20 protein-coding genes and 1 riboswitch are annotated in these 21,344 nt (G+C 49.0%); of the genes, 8 read left to right on the top strand and 12 right to left on the bottom strand.

Going from position 1 to position 21,344, the window contains the following annotated elements:
- Positions 1-8 precede the first annotated feature (8 nt).
- The 10 genes from HPY31_RS24385 to HPY31_RS24340 form a co-directional block, all read right to left on the bottom strand.
- A complete protein-coding gene (locus HPY31_RS24385) occupies positions 9-824 on the bottom strand; it encodes an ABC transporter permease (protein WP_172142797.1) in 816 nt (271 codons plus the stop codon).
- On the bottom strand, positions 821-1,807 hold the full coding sequence (locus tag HPY31_RS24380; RefSeq protein WP_172142796.1) for an ABC transporter ATP-binding protein: 987 nt from the start codon (positions 1,805-1,807) through the stop codon (positions 821-823). Before HPY31_RS24380 ends, HPY31_RS24385 begins: the two co-directional genes overlap by 4 nt.
- Before the next feature lie 21 nt (positions 1,808-1,828).
- Positions 1,829-2,638: an ABC transporter permease gene (locus HPY31_RS24375; protein WP_172142795.1), complete on the bottom strand. Its 810-nt coding sequence runs from the start codon at positions 2,636-2,638 to the stop codon at positions 1,829-1,831.
- Position 2,639: 1 nt separating this feature from the next.
- The gene (locus HPY31_RS24370) at positions 2,640-3,737 is read right to left on the bottom strand and encodes an ArsR/SmtB family transcription factor (RefSeq protein ID WP_172142794.1); all 1,098 of its coding nucleotides are present in this window, start codon (positions 3,735-3,737) and stop codon (positions 2,640-2,642) included.
- A 157-nt stretch (positions 3,738-3,894) separates the two neighbouring features.
- Positions 3,895-5,223, bottom strand: a complete 1,329-nt coding sequence (locus HPY31_RS24365) for a DUF4129 domain-containing protein (RefSeq protein WP_172142793.1) — start codon at positions 5,221-5,223, stop codon at positions 3,895-3,897.
- Complete coding sequence (locus tag HPY31_RS24360; RefSeq protein WP_172142792.1) at positions 5,220-6,410, bottom strand: DUF58 domain-containing protein; 1,191 nt, start codon at positions 6,408-6,410, stop codon at positions 5,220-5,222. Before HPY31_RS24360 ends, HPY31_RS24365 begins: the two co-directional genes overlap by 4 nt.
- Positions 6,411-6,414: 4 nt before the next feature.
- Complete coding sequence (locus HPY31_RS24355) at positions 6,415-7,353, bottom strand: AAA family ATPase (protein WP_172142791.1); 939 nt, start codon at positions 7,351-7,353, stop codon at positions 6,415-6,417.
- Between the two features lie 48 nt (positions 7,354-7,401).
- Complete coding sequence (locus tag HPY31_RS24350) at positions 7,402-8,628, bottom strand: MFS transporter (RefSeq protein WP_172142790.1); 1,227 nt, start codon at positions 8,626-8,628, stop codon at positions 7,402-7,404.
- A complete protein-coding gene (locus HPY31_RS24345) occupies positions 8,625-9,674 on the bottom strand; it encodes an ArsR/SmtB family transcription factor (RefSeq protein WP_172142789.1) in 1,050 nt (349 codons plus the stop codon). The genes HPY31_RS24350 and HPY31_RS24345 overlap by 4 nt, the downstream gene beginning before the upstream one ends.
- 154 nt (positions 9,675-9,828) lie before the next feature.
- Positions 9,829-11,133: a homocysteine synthase gene (locus HPY31_RS24340; RefSeq protein WP_172142788.1), complete on the bottom strand. Its 1,305-nt coding sequence runs from the start codon at positions 11,131-11,133 to the stop codon at positions 9,829-9,831.
- Positions 11,134-11,222: 89 nt separating this feature from the next.
- A riboswitch (SAM riboswitch) is annotated at positions 11,223-11,329 on the bottom strand.
- Positions 11,330-11,640: 311 nt separating this feature from the next.
- Between HPY31_RS24340 and HPY31_RS24335 the strand changes: the two genes are divergently transcribed.
- Complete coding sequence (locus tag HPY31_RS24335; protein ID WP_172142787.1) at positions 11,641-11,952, top strand: rhodanese-like domain-containing protein; 312 nt, start codon at positions 11,641-11,643, stop codon at positions 11,950-11,952.
- 82 nt (positions 11,953-12,034) lie between these two features.
- Complete coding sequence (locus HPY31_RS24330) at positions 12,035-12,661, top strand: SCO family protein (RefSeq protein ID WP_082910125.1); 627 nt, start codon at positions 12,035-12,037, stop codon at positions 12,659-12,661.
- On the opposite strand, the gene HPY31_RS24325 is transcribed toward HPY31_RS24330, so the two are convergent.
- Positions 12,658-12,996 carry a YqzG/YhdC family protein gene (locus HPY31_RS24325; protein ID WP_172142785.1) on the bottom strand — a complete coding sequence of 113 codons (339 nt, stop codon included), beginning with the start codon at positions 12,994-12,996 and terminating at the stop codon, positions 12,658-12,660. The two genes, HPY31_RS24330 and HPY31_RS24325, sit on opposite strands and share 4 nt — an antisense overlap.
- Positions 12,997-13,098: 102 nt before the next feature.
- On the opposite strand from HPY31_RS24325, the gene HPY31_RS24320 reads away from it, so the two are divergent.
- From HPY31_RS24320 to HPY31_RS24295, 6 genes are all read left to right on the top strand, one after another.
- Complete coding sequence (locus HPY31_RS24320) at positions 13,099-13,869, top strand: PGG domain-containing protein (RefSeq protein WP_172142784.1); 771 nt, start codon at positions 13,099-13,101, stop codon at positions 13,867-13,869.
- A gap of 98 nt (positions 13,870-13,967) precedes the next feature.
- Entirely contained in the window at positions 13,968-15,638 is a 1,671-nt protein-coding gene (gene rnjA / locus HPY31_RS24315) for a ribonuclease J1 (protein WP_016740823.1), read from the top strand.
- Positions 15,639-15,717: 79 nt separating this feature from the next.
- On the top strand, positions 15,718-16,146 hold the full coding sequence (locus HPY31_RS24310) for a BrxA/BrxB family bacilliredoxin (RefSeq protein ID WP_012684201.1): 429 nt from the start codon (positions 15,718-15,720) through the stop codon (positions 16,144-16,146).
- A gap of 563 nt (positions 16,147-16,709) precedes the next feature.
- A complete protein-coding gene (locus HPY31_RS24305) occupies positions 16,710-17,417 on the top strand; it encodes an SDR family oxidoreductase (protein ID WP_172142783.1) in 708 nt (235 codons plus the stop codon).
- Between the two features lie 241 nt (positions 17,418-17,658).
- Positions 17,659-18,213: an RNA polymerase sigma factor gene (locus HPY31_RS24300; protein WP_172142782.1), complete on the top strand. Its 555-nt coding sequence runs from the start codon at positions 17,659-17,661 to the stop codon at positions 18,211-18,213.
- A complete protein-coding gene (locus HPY31_RS24295; RefSeq protein ID WP_172142781.1) occupies positions 18,210-19,916 on the top strand; it encodes a DUF4179 domain-containing protein in 1,707 nt (568 codons plus the stop codon). Before HPY31_RS24300 ends, HPY31_RS24295 begins: the two co-directional genes overlap by 4 nt.
- Positions 19,917-19,974: 58 nt before the next feature.
- On the opposite strand, the gene HPY31_RS24290 is transcribed toward HPY31_RS24295, so the two are convergent.
- On the bottom strand, positions 19,975-21,207 hold the full coding sequence (locus HPY31_RS24290) for an MFS transporter (RefSeq protein WP_172142780.1): 1,233 nt from the start codon (positions 21,205-21,207) through the stop codon (positions 19,975-19,977).
- Positions 21,208-21,344: the final 137 nt, after the last annotated feature.

Raw genomic sequence — 21,344 nt, 5'->3', positions numbered from 1 at the left:
ACCAGCACTTAATACATCACCATGTTCCCGGTCTTTTTCATATGCTTCTCCGCCAGCTTCAACAACACGACAGTCGCTGTCACCAGCAGGAACAATACAACGGCGAGAAGTCCCATACTCGGCAGCATTGCTTGTAATGTTGCCCCCTCCATCAGCAGCTCGCGAATCAACTGAAGCGCGTAGGTCAGTGGAAAGCAAAAGGAAATGACCTTGGCCCAAACCGGAAAGGCCATCGGGGGCAGACGGACGCCAGAAAAGATTAGCATCGGCTCATCTAGCACGGTGTACAGAAAGCTCGAATCGCGTGAAAACAGAAAGAGCACACAGAGAAAGCCGCCCCAGACGATGGCCGATACTAGCAAAATGAGGAAGGCGAGTGGAGGTGCCCACCAGCCGCTCAATTGAATGCCATCGACAAAAAACAAGGCTAACAGGACAAAGCAAAAGAACAGCCAGACTCCCTCGATCAGCGAGGAGAGCGAACGCCCATACAGAAACGCCAGTCGGTTGACCGGACTGATGAAGATCATTTCCATGGTTCCCGCTTGCCGTTCAAAGCTCATTTGCCAGGAAGACTGCACCAGGCACCAATAAAAGATGTAGCCTAGATAGCCAGTCAACAGGAACAACGGCAACTGCTCGTAGCTGATGAACCGGGCTAGAGGGGAATCCGCTCCCATACGGAACGGGGCAAACGAAAAATACGCGGTGACGAAATTAATGACAGGCCAGACCAAGAGCGAGAAGTAGATCATTTTGCTGTGAAACGAATGGCGATGCTCCTTGATGATTTCTGCCAAAAGCAGGCTACCCAGCTGTTTCATGCCCCCCTCCGATCTGCCATGTGCAGGATGACGTCCTCCAGCGACGGCTGTTGGGTGGAGAGATGCAAGACAGGAGATTGGTGAGCAGCCAAGAGGGAAAGCAGTGGAGTTGTCATATCCGTTTTTCCCCGTAAGGTCACTTCCCAGGTCTGCTCGTCTGTTTCTGCGATTTCACGCGAGCCGTCGTAATCTTGAGCCAGCTGGCGCAGATCGTAATCGAGCGAGTCGGAGAGAGAGGGGATCACTACCTGTAAGGCTGTATCCAGGTGGAGCGATTTGATCAGGTGCTCCGGTGTATCATGCGCCACGAGTCTTCCTTTATCGATGATGTATACCTCGTCGCAAAGCTCTTCTACCTCATGAATGTAGTGGCTGGTCAACAGAATGGCTTTTCCATGCTGAGAGGCGAGCTCACTCACATGCTTGCGAAGCTGCCGGGCGATGGGGGCGTCCAATCCGAGAGTTGGTTCGTCCAGGAACAGGTAACGCGGATCATTGATCAGGCCGCGGGCAATTTGCAGTCGTTGCTTCATGCCTTTGGAATAACGCTCGACAGGGGTGTTGGCAGCCTCATACAGGCCAACCTGCAAGAGCAATGAATCGATTCGGTTACGTAGTTCCTGCCCTTGCAAACTGTATAGACTTCCGAAATATTGCAGGTTTTCCCGCCCTGTCAGCCGCCAGTACAGCATTCGCTCGCCCCCTGCGATCATATTGACCTTGGCTTTGACGAACCGATCGTCTTTTACCGCGTCATATCCGTCTACCGTGATCGTGCCACTGGTTGGGGTGAGCAGTGTGGAGCACATCTTGATCGTTGTTGTTTTTCCTGCACCATTAATGCCTAACAATCCAATAATTTTGCCGGGTACCATGCGAAAAGACAGATCAGCAACTGCCTCGACCTCTGTCCATTGCTGGCGAAACCAGCCTTTCTTCTCCTTCACCCGGTATACCTTCCGTACATTTTCTGCGATCAGCATGATTATTGACCTCCTCGTTCGTTATCCAAAAATCGATTCCATGACGCGTTTTTCCATCCGACGTATGCCCCACACCCCAATAATGAGATAGACGAGGGACAAGGCTGCCATATGAAACAGCTGTGGGGAAACAGCATGCAGCGGCGCTCCTTGAATCACGCATTGCCGAAAAGCATCCAGCGCAGGCGCGAGCGGCATAATGAGACCGAGTGGTTGCACCCATTCAGGCAAATACGGAATCGGAAACGTCACCCCACTGACAAAGGCCATCACAGCAAACAGCGTGTTTTGCGTGATGTACGTATCGCGGAACCAAAGCATGAGACTGCCCAAAACGAGTGCCTGGCAAAAGAAAGCTCCTGTAGACAAAATCCAGACTAGGACGGCGCTCCATACGTTTGTTTGAGAGAGGGTGAGCCCAAACAACGCCCCTACCAGCACAATCACCGAAAATTCAAACAAAGTACGCATGAGCTGTTGGGCGACATTCCCCAAAAAGTACCCCCTGCGCAAGGAAGGGGTGAGCAAAACGGCCTCCAAGGTCCCTTCCCGAAGCTCCGTAATGAGTGAGCGGCTGACATTCATCAAGGTAGAGACGGCAAACGCATAAAAAGCTCCGCCAAGGATAGCGTACGACAAGTAATCAGACGAGCCAGTGAGATGTGCGAAATTTTCGTCCAACTGCCCGGCAAATACATAGTGGTAGGCGAAGAAGGCAAACAGGACCGTATACACCCCGGAAAAAATGTGGCCGATGACAAACGACCACGGATAGGCACGAAGCATTACGCGGGTATTGCGGATAAAGGTAGCTTTGGCGACATGAAACATGTTAATTCCTCCGTTCTGGGGGATGTGATGAAGCAGGTGGAGAGACAAGTCCGGGAACAGGCATATCGATGAACTCATGCAGATCGACGGCGAGCTGTTCCAGCCGTGATGCAATCGCGCGGTAAAACACATACCGTCCCCGCCGTTCGCTCCAGATAAAGCCTGTGTCTACCAATAGATTCAAGTGCTTGTTGACCGCAGGCTCACTGATGTTGTGCAGGTCAGCCAACTGCTGTGTGCAGTAAGGATGAGCCAATAATGATTTGAGAATCGCTGTCCGCGTCGGGTCACTGAACACCTTCATTTTGCTGATGAAGTCAGCGGGAATCACCGAGGTGGCTCTGGTGCCAGGAACGTCTACGGATAAGCAAACAGAGATATGGTCGTCGTAAATGCCGAGCAACAAATGCGGCGCGACAAAAGTAGAGACACGCAAATGGATACGGGCCAGCTCCGAATAACCAAATATGTACGTTTTTGCCTTATGAAATTGCAGGAAGTTCTCGTGCACCTTCAAGCGCGGGTGAACCTGTGACAAAAACGGAATCGGATCCAGCTTGATCTGCTCTTGTGCCTCATGTACGGCGCGGACGAGCCACGGTTCAATCCGCCGTTCTTCTGTCTGGAAAAAAGGCAGGTAGTCGTAGCAAAACTCCAGAAAGCTTCGCTTGGTCGAGAGCGGATGGCGCAAAAGCTCCCGATGCTCTGGTTTCAGCTCTTCAAAAATCTCGTCTGTACGTCCTTGCATCCAAGCGTGAAGTTGTCTGGGATGATAGACGGGACCAATCATGAGCTGGGCAAACTCGCCAGCATCCAGCGCCTGTACACGCTCCAATGCGGCCTCAACAGAATGCTCAAAGCACTCCTCCCAGGGCGCCAGGAAGTCCATGGCATCGAGAAACTGATTGGACATGGAGCTAAAATAGTGAAGCTTTTTCAAGAGCGGCGCAGGTAAAGCAGTGAGCAACTCTTCCGCCCAATGCAAGCGGGAGGTGTGATGCTCAGGCTTGGCAAGCACGTGGAGACTTAAGAAAAACTCATAGCCGGGTATGTATGCGACATGAAGATGCTTACGCAGCCAGTCAGGCAAATCTTGCACAGAGCATCCTCCTTCCTTGTTCAATTAACCATCTGGTGAATTTATTTTAGGAGCGGGCAAAATTGAAAGAATTATGCCGGAGGGGCTTCTCGATGTCAAGAGAAAAAGAAAACAACCACGGCAAACGCATAGCACGTGGTTGTGTAGAGGAGAGGTATTACGTCTCAGAGAAACGAGAGCCGAGCGTCTGCACGGCTTGCTGCATGGCTGTCAAATCCGCTTCGGGAAGCACCTTTTCCTGATAGCGATATTGCTGATAGTAACGGGTAATTCGAGCGACTGCATCCAGTTGACCTGCATCTAGCAAGGACTGTTCGCGCAGGCGATTGAAAAACTCTTGGGGCGTCTCATGCAGCTCGATTGGCACTCCTTGCTTCTCCATGAGGACAAGGAATTGATAGTAGGCGTATCGGGTGGGATCATCCTCTGGGCCGACTGGCTGTTTGAACCATTTGGCAGAGCCATTTTCTGCGCTTTCTTCACTAGAAGAGGGAGGGACAGTGGTCAATATGGTGTTTTGTGCAGCCGCCACTTCTTTTTCCAGCGTAATCGTCCCCTTGAAGCGCCTTTTCCATATATATCGGCCGAGAAGGATCACACAGACGAGGATGAAGGCAACGATTAAGTATGGCTGCAAAATAGAAAAGAGTGACTCTCCGAGCTGTATCTGTACCGCGGGATGATCTGCTTTTTGCCCGGTATTTTCCGTGAGTATCTGCATGTTTGCTTGTTTTTGGCTCGCCTTCTCGTACAACTGTTCAAACAATTTCACAATGAAAATAAGCACAGGCTCAAAGAGCGTATACAGCCCATCGCTGACAGGCCCTTTTATCCAACTCCAGATCCAATAGATGAGACCAAGTACGATAGAGCTGACAGCCAAATAGCCTGCGATTAAAAGAAAACGTGTGCCGAGCACTTGACTGCCGAGTAGCAAGCTGATGCGAGAAGGTAGCCTCGTAGAGAGTGATCCTTCCCGCAACACGAACGCCACAATCGCCACCAACATATAGCTGAGAGTGATGAAGACAAGCATGGAAAAAGAGGCTGCGAGTGTATAGGAATCTGGATCAACGATGGAGGTGTAGAGTACTGCTATCACGAGCTGCATGAGGCCAGCCATCAGCGCCAGAACAAATCTGCGTTGCAGACTGTCGTGTCGATACCCTTTCGATGCAGCGCTTTGTACTCTCCAAAAATAAACAGCAGCGAGTACAAGCGCGATGAGCCAAGAATCGTAGAGATAGAAGCTGCCCATTCCGATGAAAAACACAAGGGGATACAGCAACAGATGGAGCGTAAATCGACCGCCACCACCATAGTACAACCAGCCCCCCGCCATGAGCAGGGTCGCTGCGATTAGGCAAAACATGAGCAGTTGACCAAAGCCTGCTGTCATATACCCAAACAATACCAGGAAAACGCCCGTCAGCATGGCCTCCAGCCAAAATGCGAGCGTCCAGCGACCTATCAACGAGAGTGTCATCCCATCATCACGCTCCTTTTTTTCAAGCGAGCATGCTGGAAGCGCTGGATGATGACAGGGTCAAAAGAAACGTCCAGCACCGCAACCTGATGACCGCATTGAATAAGGCGCTCCGCAGAGGCTTGGACGGATGAATCCATTCGTGGTGTCACAATGAGAATGGCTTCCTTCCCATGTGCTCCCTCTAACCGGCGAAGAACAGGTGCCAGTGGCGTCGTCACAAAATGGTGCATTTGTGCCAGCTGGGTCATGACGTGCAAGTGGTGTATCTTGCCACTTCCCGCAGGCAAATGAAAATGCTCACGTCCTCGTTGCTTCACGGTGAGGTACAGCTCGTATCCGACCGATTTTCTCCTGCACAGGCCAGCCAAAGCCGCAAGACAGGAGATCGTCCGTTCATTGGTGATATCGTTATACTTTTGCATCATGGGTTCATAGGAGGGCAGGATATGCCCGACGATGCGCCAGTTTGGATGGGCTGTAAACTCGAAAAGACGCGTCTCGAGCGAGCCTGTTTTGGCGGTTGCCTTCCAATGGATGTGCTTGAAACGGTCGCCTGGCATGTACGATCGAACACCACGCTGAAAAGTGACATCATCCTGTTGGCGCTGACGAGAAAGCCGATTCCCGTCCGGCTCCGATTCAGCAAGTACGACGGGAGAAAGCGCAAGAGGCAGCGGATAGACCAGCAAGGAAAAGGAAACCGACAGTGTCATGGCGGTAGGCTCCTCGCCCAATAACGGCAATGTCTCGGACTGAACATCCGTCAGCCAGACTGTGCCTCGTTTGTTTGGGGTGAGAGTCAAGGTGCGTATGGCACTTTGCCGCATCGGTAGATCAAATCGCAGGCGAACGCTCGTCCGATGATTGAGGATGCGCACCTCGTCGGCACCTTCCACCGCGACATGTTCCGGCAGTGTGAAGCGAAGCCAGGTAGCAGGCAAAGGCAGCCACGAACGATTGTGCAGGCGAACTGTAATGTGCACGGGTGTCCCTGACAGGACGCGCGTTTGATCACTGGACCATTCGAGCGACACCGATTTGGACATAGACCTGGCCCACCAGTCTTGTGCAGCAGGGAGAAAAAAGAAAAAGCCCCCAAACAGAAAGAAAAACCAATGCCCGGAAAAAACGGCGAAGAGCAGTAAGACAAAACCGATTACGTGAAAGGTTTGTTTGGTGATCATCGCGCTACACGCTTTCTTCGACGGGAGCGGGGACGGTGGTCAAGATTTGCTCCACGACTTCCTGCTCCGTCACATGCAGCTCGGCTTCCATGGAGAGGCGGATGCGGTGAGTTGTCAAACTTGGGAACACCACTTTTACATCATCCGGCAAGACATAAGTACGTCCAGAAACGAACGCGTAAGCTTGGGCGGATCGCAACAGGGCGAGCATGGCGCGCGGACTGATGCCCACCTCAACCGAGCGATGCTGGCGAGTCGCTTCCGTCAGTTCGATGATATAATCTTCCACCGGTTGGCTGACGTGAACAGTCGTCACCTCGCGTTGCAGAGCCGCAATTTGGTCGACAGTGATGACCGGCTCGACCGCCTCTAATGGGGAGCCGCTGCGGAATCTCCGCAAAATTTCTTTGGCATCCTCTCGTGTACCGTAGCCAAGAGACAACTTGAAAAGGAAGCGGTCCAACTGTGCTTCCGGCAACGGATAGGTCCCTTCCGATTCAATCGGATTTTGGGTAGCGATGACCAGCATGGTCGATGGGAGTGGCAGGGTGACGCCTTCAATCGTAACCTGACGTTCCTCCATGCATTCCAGTAAACCGGATTGAGTCCTGGGAGTGGCCCGGTTGATTTCATCTGCAAGCAAGACATCCGCAAAAACAGGTCCCTTTCGTAGCTCGAATTCACTTGTTCGTTGATTGAATACGTGAAGACCGACGACATCGGATGGTAGTAGATCCGCAGTAAATTGCAGGCGGTTGTAAGAGCCGCCAATCGCTTGCGCCAATGTTTTGGCAAGCACAGTTTTTCCCATTCCAGGCAAGTCCTCCAGCAATACGTGACCACGGGCAAGCAAGGCCGTTACCAATAGGCGAATCTGACTTTCCTTGCCCACGATGACGCTGCTGATAGCATGCTGAAGGTTATCCAATGTCGGATGTATCATGAAAATTCTCCTTTTCTCATTCAAAATTGAGGAGTCATACGGTTTTTATTATATATGGAATATCCTGTTAGTTACAAATTTTCGAAATAATAATCCCGTAAGTGCGGCGACCACGATGACGGCCCCTACAGAGATGTAAAGAGGGCGAATCCCTACCTGATCGCTTAGCTGTCCGCCTAGCCAAATACCGACGGGCATCGTCGCACGCACGATGAGCAAACGGACAGACAGTACACGCCCCATTAGCTCGGAAGGAACGTGAAGCTGATACAGGCTTGTGCTGTGTACCTGGAAAAAGGGAGCAAACAGACCAGCCAGTAGTTCGATGGTGATTGCCAGCCAGATGTCATGGGTAAAGCCTATTGCAATAAAGCTCAAGCCACCTAGTACCAGTGACCCCAACATGATCAGGGGCTGTCCAAGACTGCTATGGAAGCGAGGCACGAGCAATGAGCCGAAGAAATATCCCAACGGATAGCCAGCCAAAAACATGCCTACATAAAACGAGGTGCCTTGCAGCTCGCCGGCTACAAAAGGCAGGTTTAGTACGAGTGTGACTCCGACAGCAAATTGGACGAGAGCCGAGTACAGACCGAGCCAGAATAGAAGGGGCTTCTGCCAAAAAACCGCAAGACCAGCCTTAAACATGACGAACCACGATTGCTTCATGTTGGCGGTATCCGCTGTGGCGAGTGGACAAAGAACAAGAAAGAAACCGCTGAGCGCATAGCTGATCGCGACCAATGCGAGTACGGACTCACCGCCGATACTCGCCACGAGAATCCCAGCCAATGGCGGACCGGTAATCATGGCAATGCGCAGGACACTATCCAAATAGGCGTTGGCTTGGAGGAGCTGCTCTCTTTTGACTAGAGCAGGGAGGAGCGACTGGCTTGCTGGCACATACAACGGTTGAACGAGACCGTTGATTAAGGCTGTAAAATACAGCGGCCAGAGCGATTCTGTCCCGGAAGTAATGACCGCAAAGGACAAACAAAAGGCAGCAGCTCGCGTCCATTGAGAAAAAAGCATGACACGCTTCTTGTCGAATCGGTCGATATACGGTCCGGCTACTAACTGAATGGCGAGCGACGGAACGAAATACAGCAGCCACATCTGTCCGACCGCACCTTGTGAGCCTGTTGCCTGATAGATTAACCAGCTATTGGCGAGGGTACCGAGTGAGGCGCCGAGTTCTGAAATGAGCTGACCGAAAACAATCCAACGATAGGAGCGCTGCTGCCAGACAGAGGCTTGTACAGCGGTTTGGCTCATGGGGTGCTCCTGTCCAGGAATTCATCCCACAATAGGGGAAGCTTGTCCAGCGTATGACGGCGGAGTCTGTAACGGGAGCCTGCTGTTTCAACGAGATGGGCAGACCGCAGCATGGATAGGTGATGGTGTACTGTCGATTTCGCCATAGAGAGTTGATCGGTTATCTCTTGCAGGCTCAGGTCCTTTTCCGCCAGCATTTTGACCATGCGCAGCCTATGCTCATCTCCGAGTGCTTTCAAGGCTTGTACCAGTGATGGGGGTGGCTGATAAGGATCTACAGCATCGTGCAAATTTTCGTCGGCAACAGGGTAATAAAAAATCTTCGTCCCAACAGCATCGGCCTGTACGGTCCACGGCCGATAAATCGCTTGCGGGATCAGCAGTACGCGTGTCACGGCAGGCTCTGGGAGGTAGCTCGATCCCGTCGCATACTCCACAAAGGCTTCGGGGTTGAGCTTTCCTATCTTGCTTTGTTTTTGCGACCAATCCCGTTCTAGCATGCGAACGATTTCTTCCTCACGGGGCTTGATGTGAGTGGTATACCAGCCTTCCATCAATCCGAGAATATGACTCCGCAGCACTTCTCCATCAACGGAAGTAATATGTCCGATATACGATTCAAAAAAGAGATGTGCGCTGCAGGCTTCCTGTAAAACGGCGCAATCATCCTTGCTTCCTTGTGCAGCCTTCCGCCGTGCCTCCTGCCTGTTTTCACCGAGATAAGGGAGGGCTTCGTATCGGAGCTGTTCGATTGAGAGCTCTCTGACATACGAGAGAAAGGAATCCAGATCAGCGAAAGGGCAAAGATCGAGCAGTTGCAAAAGCGTCTTCCACGTGTTGTGTTCCTTCGCATAGTCGACTTCTTGCCGCACAGAAGGTGATAGCTCGTCCAACAGTTGACGCCAGTAGGTAGGAGGGTGCTCCATCGTGTGATGCAATTGGTCGTAGGTAGCGGCAGCGATTCCCAAGGCAGCTTCGAATAAAGGAGAATACGAGAGTTCAACCCGATAGGTTGTTCGTTCACTGCCAATGTTCAAAATTTTCATGTGATCATCCTTCCAAAATTTGTACATGATTATGTATTTTATAAAATGCGAATTTTAAATTCAATATTTTTCGAACGAAATGAGAAAACGAAAAGAAGAATCACAAATCTCTAACGAAAGAGATCATGTGATTCTTCTGTCTGTAAAGGTATGGTTAACCGACCGTGGATAATTGCAACGCACGCTGTAGTGCTTGCTCCAGATCAGTGAGGATATCGTCGATCGCTTCTGTACCGACGGAGAGGCGAATAAGTCCAGGAGTCACTCCGGCTGCTGCCTGCTCTTCTTCTGTCATCTGCTGATGTGTTGTGCTCGCTGGATGAATGATGAGTGACTTGGAATCTCCGACATTTGCGAGATGGGAGAACAGCTTCACTGATTCGATCAATGTTTTTCCTGCCTCAACGCCACCGCGAATGCCAAAGGTCAGGATCGCGCCGGCCCCTTTTGGCAAATATTTTTGGGCCAATTCACGCTGGGAGTCTGACTCCAATCCCGGATAACTCACCCACTCTACGGCGGAGTGATTGGCGAGGAACTGGGCTACTGCCAAGGCGTTCTGGCTATGCCGCTCGATTCGCAGATGCAGAGTTTCTAATCCTTGCAGGAACAAGAAGGAGTTGATCGGAGCGACTGCTGCCCCGATATCGCGCTGGAGCTGGACACGTGCCTTGATAATATAGGCAAGCGGACCGACTGCTTCTGTATAGACGACGCCATGGTAGCTTGGATCTGGTGTAGTCAGACCTGGGAATTTTCCGTTGTTCCAGTCGAATTTTCCTGAGTCTACGATGATACCGCCAATTGCTGTTCCGTGGCCGCCGATGAATTTGGTGGTGGAGTGCACGACGATATCGGCCCCGTGCTCAAAAGGACGGCACAAAATCGGAGTCGCAAAGGTGTTATCCACGATCAACGGCACACCATTCTCGTGGGCAATATGGGCGATCGCCTCGATATCAGCGACATCAATGCGCGGGTTGCCGATTGTCTCGCAAAACACGGCTTTTGTCTTTTCATTGATATAGGCCCGGAAATTTTCCGGATTGGATTGATCTGCAAAATGAACCTTGATACCGAGGCGGGGAAGAGTGTGGGCGAACAGGTTGTAGGTACCGCCGTACAGGCTGCTGGAAGCGACGATCTCGTCACCCGCATGTGCAATATTTAAGATGGCGAATGTAATGGCAGCCTGCCCGGATGCGGTCGCGAGTGCACCAACCCCACCTTCGAGCAGGGCAACACGCTTCTCAAATACATCCTGTGTGGGATTCATGATGCGTGTATAGATGTTCCCAAACTCTTTTAGGCCAAATAGGTTGGCTGCATGCTCCGTATCGCGGAAAACATAGGAGGTCGTCTGATAGATCGGAACAGCTCGAGAGCCTGTTACAGGGTCAACCTCCTGCCCACCGTGTACCGCAAGTGTTTCTGGCTTCCATTGTTGTTGATCGGACATGTCCATCTCTCCTTTTACTATGGGAAATCGGCGAATAAAAAAACGGAGCATTCTCCTGAGAAGAAGAAGCTCCATCATGCACGGGCTTTTGTTCATCTCTCAGAATCACTGGATTCTGCAGGAATTGGCACCATGCAGCTAATCTGCTGGTTGCCGGGCTTCGTAGGGCCTGTCCCTCCACCGCTCTTGATGAAAATAATTGTTGTCGTAATTGTATGAAAATAAATCCTTGCTGTCAATGCGGAATATACAGTTATCAGGGAGGTTTTTGTGTATATATGAATGAAGGTGGTTTACTCATGCCATTAATTTGTAACGGTTTTGTCTCAAGCTGTTCACATCCCGTGTGGCTACTGCCGCAGCGAAATAGGAGATAATGGTAGAAAATAGGGAGTATCAATGCAGGGTGAAGCCAAGTGCTCTTCGCGTTAGAAAAGTAAAAAAGCGTATGATATCATGGAGGTGGTTACAACTGATCTGATCGTACATATAGGAGGATAAATAACAATGAGCCATGGAGTAAAGGAAATGACACCACAAGAGCTGTTGGAAAAGCTGGAAGCCAAAGAGGAACTGCAAGTCATTGATGTACGTGAAGTAGATGAGTGGAATGCAGGTCACATTAAAGAGGCAAAGCTGATCCCACTTGGCTTTTTGCCACATCGTATCGATGAGCTGGATAAGAACATTCCGATTGTGATGGTTTGCCGCAGTGGTGCCAGAAGCAATTCAGCTACCGAGTATTTGAGTGCACAAGGGTATGACGTGGCGAATATGGTTGGCGGCATGCTCGCATGGCCAGGTGAAGTGGAACAATAAGACGTGATAGAAACAGTGTGAATGCCTCCCGCGTGTAATCAGGAGGCATTCACGCATGGGACAAGCAGGGAGGAAGCAACCGATGAGTGAAGGAGCACAATTGCAGCAGGAATCTGCAATGAAGAAACATTGGTTTCCTGTGTTAGCTGGTATTATCATTTTAGCTATCGTCGGAGTATTTGGTTATAATTACATGACAAAAGAGAAGATCGAGGTGTTGAAGCCGATCGCGGACTTCACCTTGGACAATAGTGATGGAACAACCTATACATTTCATTCAAGTGCTGGCAAGGTACGACTGGTAGAGTTTATGTTCACCAAGTGTCCGGATATTTGTCCGGCGACTACGTTCAACATGGCCAAGCTGCAAGATCAGTTGAAGGAAAAGGGACTGTTCGGAGACAAAGTGGAGTTTGTTTCCATTTCCTTTGACCCTGATAACGATACACCGGAAGTCTTGCAGGAGTATGCAGCCAAGTTCAAGGCAGATCAGAGTGGCTGGAAGTTCCTGCGCGGGGATGCTCAGGCTGTAGAGAAAGTGACGAAGGATTTTGGTCTGATGGTCATTAAGGAGCCAGATGGTTCTTATTCCCACACGGCTCGCATGTTCCTTGTGGATGGAGAGGGAAACATGCGTCGCGCGTACGGGATGGCAGCCAACATGGAGCTGGAAGTCATGATGAAAGAGATGGTACAACTCGCTGACTAGCGTGTCTCCTCATAGAAGATGTTTACGACCTCTTCTGTTTGATTCACGAATTCAATATGAACGAGTAACGCCCACCTGCGATTGCTTTCTTGAAGCAAGAGCTTAAACGTCTCTTCTGACGTGGTGGGCGTTTTTTGTTTTCGTCCGACATGCAGGTAGTCCACAATTTGAGCGTTTGGATATCGCTTCATCGTTTCCTGCATCGCGAGCTTGCCCCATTTTGCATAGGGAGGCTGGGCATAGGTAGGGAACGGCTGAAAGATGAGCAGAAAAAGGACGGTGGAGAGAAGGGGCATCATGTTCCGATAGCGAAATAGGCGACGAACGGTTTGCACTTGCTATTCCCTCTCTTTTTCAAATGGTTTGCCATGTATTTTGAAGACTTTTCGGAATATCATTCGTAGAAAATAATGACAATGAAGTGCGGGGGGTACTCGATGCATTACTTGCTCATTCCCTTATTTGGCGTTCCTGTTTTGGTGGGCGTTCTTGCGGCGATTTTTCAAAAGCCTCCTTTCTGGAAAAAATGGGGGCTGACGATTGCTTCAGCCGTATTGATTTACGGAGGCAGCTTTGCCGCGAATGTATATTGGCAAGTGAAGTATGGCATTCCGGTGTTACCTACGGAGTCTGATTTGGAGGTCTTTTTCTATTTTTGTATCCTGTTAGTGTTTGTTTGTATTCTCCTGTACATTGGCTTTTTGGTCACGATGAGAAAACAGTTTTGGAAGATGAACCTCGTTTTTCTATGCACAGCTTTTGGTTTGTTTAGTTTTTTTGCCGCTGCCTTTTTAGGGATGGGTCCCTTTTTGAAGAAAGCGGAGTACGTGATCGTCGTACAAAAAGCAAAAGACCAGTGGAAAGAGGTCAAGATGGACAACGAGAAGCCTATTGATCTCGCCCTCGTATACAGCAGACAAGAGTGTACCAAAAATTGTGTTGGATATCCGTATTCAAGTCTCATCCTGGTACGAAATCAGTCGGACCAGCTGTTGGAGATCGATCTAAACCTGCGATTGAAAAACAAAAGCGGCAACGTATTAAAAGAGGTCGAGGCCATACCGTTACAGCTCTCTTCAGGAGAAATAACGGAGGTATGGACCGACGATTCTTATGCGAAGCACGATTTCTGGGCGAGAGCTAGTGCCGTTACCGATGAACGAGTTGCCGATTTGGAGTATCAGTATTCGATTATTGACCGAAGATGAATGTGTGGAATAGACAAGACTGGGTGAAACGAACGTCTTACGTTGTGATATAATAAGAATGGCATGCTTGGTTCGGATTCCCATAATCATGCACGAGAATGTTAGGAGGAAAGAGATTGAGCGACGTTAAGATTTTCGCGATGGGCGGCCTCGGCGAGATCGGAAAAAATATGTACTGCGTCGAGTATGAGGACGAAATCATCATCATTGACTGCGGGGTGAAATTCCCTGAGAATGAAATGTTCGGTATTGATCTGGTTATCCCGGATGTTTCCTATTTAGTGGACAACCAGCACAAGATCAAAGCACTTTTGTTAACGCACGGACATGAGGATCACATTGGTGCGATTCCTTATATTTTACGGCAAATTAAGGTGCCGATCTACGGTGGTCGTCTGACCCTGGGCTTGGTCAAGGCGAAGCTGGAAGAGCACCGTTTGCAAAATGAAGTGAAGCTGATTCCGATTTCGGAAGATACGGAAATTCCTTTTGCGAAGCTGAAGGCGACATTCTTCCGGACGAACCACAGTATTCCGGATTCTCTGGGAATTGTGCTCCATACACCAGAGGGAATGGTTATTCACACGGGTGACTTCAAGTTTGATATGACACCAGTCGGACAAACAACGGAGTACGGAAAAATTGCACGCTTTGGTGCGAGTGGCGACGTTTTGGCGCTTTTGTCTGATAGTACGAACAGTGAACGTCCTGGATTTACGATGTCAGAGAGATCGGTAGGGGAAGGAATTCTCGATGTGGTACGCAAAGCGCGTGGACGCATCATTCTGGCTACCTTCGCTTCCAACGTACATCGCCTGCAACAGGTGGTAGATGCTGCAGAGCAGTGCAATCGCAAAGTGGCCGTTATTGGCCGCAGTATGGAAAAGGTTTTCTTGATTGGACAAGAGCTGGGCTATATCCAGATGCCAGAGGGCATGCTGATTGATATTAAGCACATCGACAACTACGCGGACAACCAAGTGCTGATTATTTGCACAGGTAGTCAAGGTGAGCCGATGGCAGCGCTGACCCGGATTGCATCCGGTTCCCATCGCACGGTTTCTATTTATCCGGAAGATACGGTGATCATTTCTGCATCTCCGATTCCAGGAAATACGATCAACGTAAGCCGTACGATAGACAAGCTGTATCGCGCAGGTGCCAATGTGGTATTGAGTCACGAATTTGATATTCACGCATCGGGTCATGGCAGCAGCGAAGAGTTGAAGCTCATGCTCAACTTCATTCGTCCGAAATATTTCATCCCGATCCACGGGGAATACCGGATGCTCAAGACTCACTCCAAGCTGGCCCAACAGGTTGGGATCGAGGAGAGCAACATCTTTATTATGGACAACGGCGAAGTACTGAATTGCAACCGCGAAAAGGCGTGGCTCAGTAAAGTACAAGCAGGGATTGTCCTCATTGATGGCAGTGGCATCGGCGACGTCGGCAATATCGTTCTGCGCGACCGCAAGCATTTGGCTGAGGATGGCTTGATGGTTGTAGTTGTCAGCCTGGATATGAAGAACTTCAAAATTTTGACGGGCCCAGATATCGTGAGCCGCGGATTCGTATACGTACGCGGTTCAGAATCCTTGATTCAGGAAGCAACACAGCTCGTTCGTGGGCGTCTGCAAGAAGCATTGGATAAGAAAATCAAGGAATGGTCTGAGCTGAAGTCACAGATTAATGAAGTGATCAAGCCGTTCATTTATGAAAAAACAGGCCGTAACCCAATGATTCTTACCATTTTGATGGAAGTGTAGCTTCTGCTTTCTCGGGTAGACGCAGTCGGGGTATAATAATAAGTAAGTTGAACTTCGTGATAAAAAGGAGAGTTGCCCAATGATGTCTTATGAAGCATATATGAGCCAAGTAATTCAACCGATGCGCGATGAGTTGACTCGCAACGGTTTTCAAGAGCTTCGCACTGCTGAAGAAGTAGAGCAAGCACTGCCAAATGCAAAAGGCCTGACACTTGTTGTTGTAAACTCGGTTTGTGGCTGTGCAGCAGGACTCGCTCGTCCAGCAGTTGTACATTCCTTGAATCACGCTACAAAACCGGATAACATCTTCACAGTATTCGCAGGTCAAGACAAGGAAGCGACTGCAAAAGCTCGTGAGTATTTCGAAGGCTATGCACCGTCTTCCCCATCCTTCGCGATCATGAAAGACGGCAAAATCATGACCATGATCGAGCGTCATCAAATCGAGAACAACGAACTGGCAACAATCGCTGGCTTGTTGACCAACGCTTACGACACTTACAAATAAGAAAGTACGAAACATCACGAGGCGCCCGGTACCGGGCGTCTTTTTTGACGGACTTGAAATGGGGCTGTAGTGAAGAGAAGAATATTTCCAGTCTAGGCTCCAGGCTCCGTCCATCTGAGGGTTAAGACTGTCCGCTCCGAAGGGATTCGCGGGGAAACGCAAAAGTGGTAGCCGCTACGCCTGGAAATATTCTTCTCTGTCGTTACTGAGGACATTTCTTCATTCTTTTAAATTTTTAAAAGCCCGTTTAAACACGGAAAGCTCGTAGAGGAAACAGGAGAAAACAGCGAAGATCTTAGGGACACCGACCGAGACGCAATGCAAAAAGCGAAACACGCCTTTAAGCGGCCACCTCTGAAATGCATCCTGAAGAGACCACTTTGGACGCGGTTTCGCTTTTTGCATGGAGTCGTGCAGTCAATCCCCCAGTGGGTGGCCCTAGAAGCTGAGCGTTTTCTCCTGTTTCCTCCCCACCACTACAGCCCTGAAATTTATTGGGATTGATTCCCTTTTGTTATTATACTAAAATGTTTAATAAGTATAATAATAGAGGAGGAGAGAAAATGAACAAGCTGGTAGTAATTACAGGTGTGACACGTGGGTTGGGCAGGGAGATGGTCGAGCGTTTTCACGAAGCAGGCTGGACAGTTGCAGGCTGCGGTCGTTCGGAAAAAGAGGTGCAAGGATTGCGTCAGCTATTCGGAGAACAGCATCATTTTTCTGTTGTCGATGTTTCGATCATGGAGCAAGTGGAAAAGTGGACAGAGGAAGTCAGAGCCGAGGTGGGCATTCCCGATCTGTTGATTAATAATGCTTCTATTATAAACCGGAACAGTCCAGTCGTTGGTCTTGCGGCAAATGAGTTTTCGAGAGTGATGGACATCAATGTGAATGGTGCTTTCTATGTAATTCGCGCTTTTTTACCGTTTATGGTTCAGCGCGCAAATGGCGGAGTCGTCGTCAATATTAGCTCGTACTGGGGAAGACACGGGGAAGCGTTTTTATCGCCGTACTGCGCTTCGAAGTTCGCTATCGAAGGATTGACGCAATCATTGGCAGCTGAATTGCCTGAGGGAATGGCCGCCGTGACGCTTGATCCAGGAGGCAGTATCGATACTGCCATGCTCCGTTCATGCTCGCCAGAAGATGTGGACACTGCACCAAATCCGGTAGAGTGGAGCCGTGTAGCTGTACCGTACATCATCGGACTTGGGCCGCAAGACAATGGAAAGTCACTTACCTGCCCACCCGTGAGAAACAGAAACAACTAAATATCATTGCCATTGTTTCATTAGCTGTCGAGATGCCCTCGGCAGCTTTTTTGGTACCTGTCGATAGGAGACTTTATTCATCGATTATTTCGCTTCCATAAATATTTTCCAAAAAAGTTGCGATCTTTTTCCACCATTTTCCGTCGTATTAAGGTGTACAAGAAAAAAGGTGATAGCTGCGCAGCGTACCTTTTTGAACCTGTAGCCCTCGATACAGGTTTTGATATGGGGAGGAAGACAGATGCAGGACGACAGGCTGATCATTGAGGAGGTCCTCCAAGGGAACAAAGAGGCGTATTCTCAGATCATACAAAAATATAACAAAAGGGTCAGATTGCTCATTCGCAAGATGATCGGACAGCCGCATCTTGAGCAGGACATGGCTCAGGAGATCTTTATCAAGGTGTATTACCATTTGGGTGACTACAGCAAAAGCTATGAATTTGGTGCCTGGCTCTACAGGATTGCCACCAATTATTGCTTCGATGAACTGCGTAACCGGAAACGGACGCTTACGGTTATAGATGCAGAGATTGAACTGGCTACCAGTCATACACCTGAGCTCGAATACCTTGTGAAAGAGCAGAGAGTCTTTTTGCAAAATCGAATGATGACCCTGGAGTCCAAATACCGCGTCGTCCTGGAACTGCGTTACCTCCAATTTTTGAGCTACGAAGAAATTAGCGAGGAGCTGGATGTTCCCATTAGTACAGTGCGAACACGTCTTTCCAGAGGCAGGGCCAAGCTCAAAAATGCCATAACGAATTCGGGGAAAGGAGGGGACCTCTACCTATGACATGCTTGGATACATTCATGCTAAACGCGTATTTGGAAGACAAGCTTCCTTTGCGAATGAAACAAGAAATACAACGGCATCTGGATACATGCAGCGCGTGCCAGATCAAGTTTGAACAATATCTCGATGAGCTGGATAACTCCGATGATGAAGCCGGAGATGATTGGCAGACGGAGGCAACTGTTCAAAATGTCATGGACAAGCTCCCCGCTTACCCGATGAACGTACTCAAACCCATACAAAAAAAGCCAGTTCAAATAAATTGGAAAAAGCGGAGTGTGGATATTGTGAAGAAAACGACGATTGCAGTTGCAGGGTTGGCTATGGTAGTCACATTCGGAACAGCAGTTTCTCCTACGTTTGCGAGCTATATGAATGGGATCTATGCATCGATCAATCCGAGTGAGATAACGGTAACAAAAGGGCCTTACAATGCGAAACAAGTAGTTGACCTGTTTGATAAAAAGCATACGGACATTGGAGTGAAGAAAGCGGCAGAAAACGGCTTTGTACAGCCGCTTGACATGAAGGTGACAGACAAAGGTCTGACCATGGAAATTAGTGCAGTTGTAGCCGATCCCTTGCGTATCTTAGTTCTGGGCTCAGTGAAGGACTCGTCAGGCAAAAAGCTTCCTTCGTTCTGGAAGGATCAGTTCACGATCATTACAGGCGACACAGTGAATGAATTCAGGGAAGTTCGACTGAAAGATAAAAATGGCAAAGTAATCAAGGATTTAGATGATCAATCTGAATTGCTGAGATGGCTGCCCCTGCCGAACGGTGAAAACTTCGCTTACGAAGCACGAATGAGCGCATACTTTAATGAAGCGAATCCGATGCCGGACGAATTGATTTTGGAAATGCGCGTGAAGCGCCTGACAGATACGAAAGGCACGTGGAATTTCGATATACCGATTGATATGCGACCAGCAAAAGCAGCCATAAAAACAGTAGCGTTAAACAAGGAGTTAAAAACTCCAACAGGGGCAACAGTAGAGCTAAAAGAAGCGCGCTTTGCTCCCACTGCTACGCAGCTAGAGTTCTCAAACAGCAATCCGAATGAGAAAATAGTGGAGGGTTTTCGTTACGAGCTTGTCGATGAAAAGGGGACTGTAGTGGGCAAATGGGATGATATGATTGACTCCGATGAAAGGGATCATAATCTCAATATCATAAGCATGAGCCATGGCGCGTCGATTGACTTCACAGAGAAGTGGCAGCCAAGTGCGAGGTTTGTCCATACGTACATGCCGCTAGACCCTGCAAAAAGCTTGACAATGAAGCTCGATGCTGTCTATACAGGAGAGAAAGTTTCTTCTCAAACAAAGCTATCTCTTGCTGAACCGGAGAAAAATCCGAAAAAAGTGGATGTAGCTGGGAACCAAATCACATTTAAATCGATCGAAATGGAAGTTGATGAGGAGGGTACCTCATTCGATATTCCATTGGAAGCCATTCTGGCCAAAGATATTGTGGGACTTCCAGAGCGATGGACGGTAAAGGACCAAAACGGGAATGAGGCCAAACTAGTATGGTTAAGGGTTAACAAAAAAGAAAACCAAGATGGTACGCTAAAACTCGAAGGGAAGCTAGATGTGATTTTTGAGAAAAAAGATGTGAAGGAAATATCAGTTGTCTTCGATCATGTAATAAAAGAGAACAAGGTAGATTGGGAAGTGCAAATCAAGGAAGAAAAGAAGTAGTGTGATAACTAAGCCGCTCGGTCCTGTAAAGGATCGGGCGGCTTCTTTGCAGTTGAAATCAGTATTTAGCTTCAACCTCAGTTTGTTTTTCCCGATGAAAATAAGCGTGTAACAGACAGAGCAGGACCGAACCCGCAGAGACAAGCGTTGCCAAGAACAGAGTTGGATGGATGCCACCATGGTCATACATGAACCCCATAGCCAGCGGCCCCAAGAGCCTTCCACCGGTTGTAATCGCCCCTACGACTCCCAAATAAAAGGGTGCATTCTCTCCGGTTTTTTCCGATATAAAAGTAGGGATAGTCGGCGAGATGAGCATTTCTCCAAATGTAGTGATAACCATTCCGACAACAAATGCGTAATAACTACCGTGGTAGACAAGCATACACCCAAAACCGACAGCATACGCGATAGCACTGACGACGAGTTGAGCAGACAAGCTCTGATTCAACAGCCGCTTGATCCAGGAAGTGATAGGCTGCCCGGCAAAAATAATAATCCCGTTGATCGTCCACAGCCAGCTATACGAAGACAGCGGCATGCCTTGTTCGGTAATATAAGGAGCAACGCCTGTATTCCATACGGTATTGGAAAAGAAAATGAATGCTGCGCCCAATGCCATAAACAAGTACAATTGGTAGCGGAATAGCAGGGTAAAGTTGTTTTTTACGTGATGTTTTTGCTGTTCTTCCAGGTTTTCTCCGACCAGCTCCTGATGGGATATATTCTTCATAAAAAGGAAGAAGAACAAGGCAAACAATAAGGTGCTCGTGCTATTAAACCAAAAAGTAAGCTGGAAGGATAAAGTGGCAATGACGCCAGCCAACGCGGTTCCGATCGCCATCCCCAAATTATTGCCGACGTAGACGATGTTAAATAATTCGCGACGCTGTTCCTTCCAGCGAAAACCGATAAATGCTTGAATAGCCGGGAATGACAGGTTAAAGGTAAAACCAAGCCCCATCATGAGAATCAGGTAGGCAGGCCAACTCTGAACGAAAGGAATGGAAAATTGAATAAGACCTTGAATTATCAATGCGCCGACAATAAGACGCTTGGCACCTAGTCGATGAAACAACGATCCGCCGATGAATTGGCCGAAGATGCCAGCGAGAGATTGGATCATCAAGACGAATCCAGCTTCTGTCATCGAGCGTTGCAAAATGGTATGTACGTATAAGGTAGTAAGTGGCCACATAAAAGCACTCCCGGAGGAGTTAATAAAGCTGGCGATGAGGAAGAAAATGGCCTCACGTGGATAGCGATTGAGGAAAACGGACGGTGATATCACGCGAATGCACCCCTTATCAGTAAGGATAAGAATAGTATAGCGAATATTCTAAACTTTGTAAAATGAAATGTTTACAATGTCACAGGTACCCAAATAAAGGCTGCTCCACTTTCCGCAAATTCGAGTATACTAATCAA

The organism is Brevibacillus sp. HB1.3, from assembly GCF_013186635.1.
Taxonomy (GTDB): domain Bacteria; phylum Bacillota; class Bacilli; order Brevibacillales; family Brevibacillaceae; genus Brevibacillus; species Brevibacillus brevis_D.
This window is presented reverse-complemented; position numbering and strand designations above follow the sequence as displayed.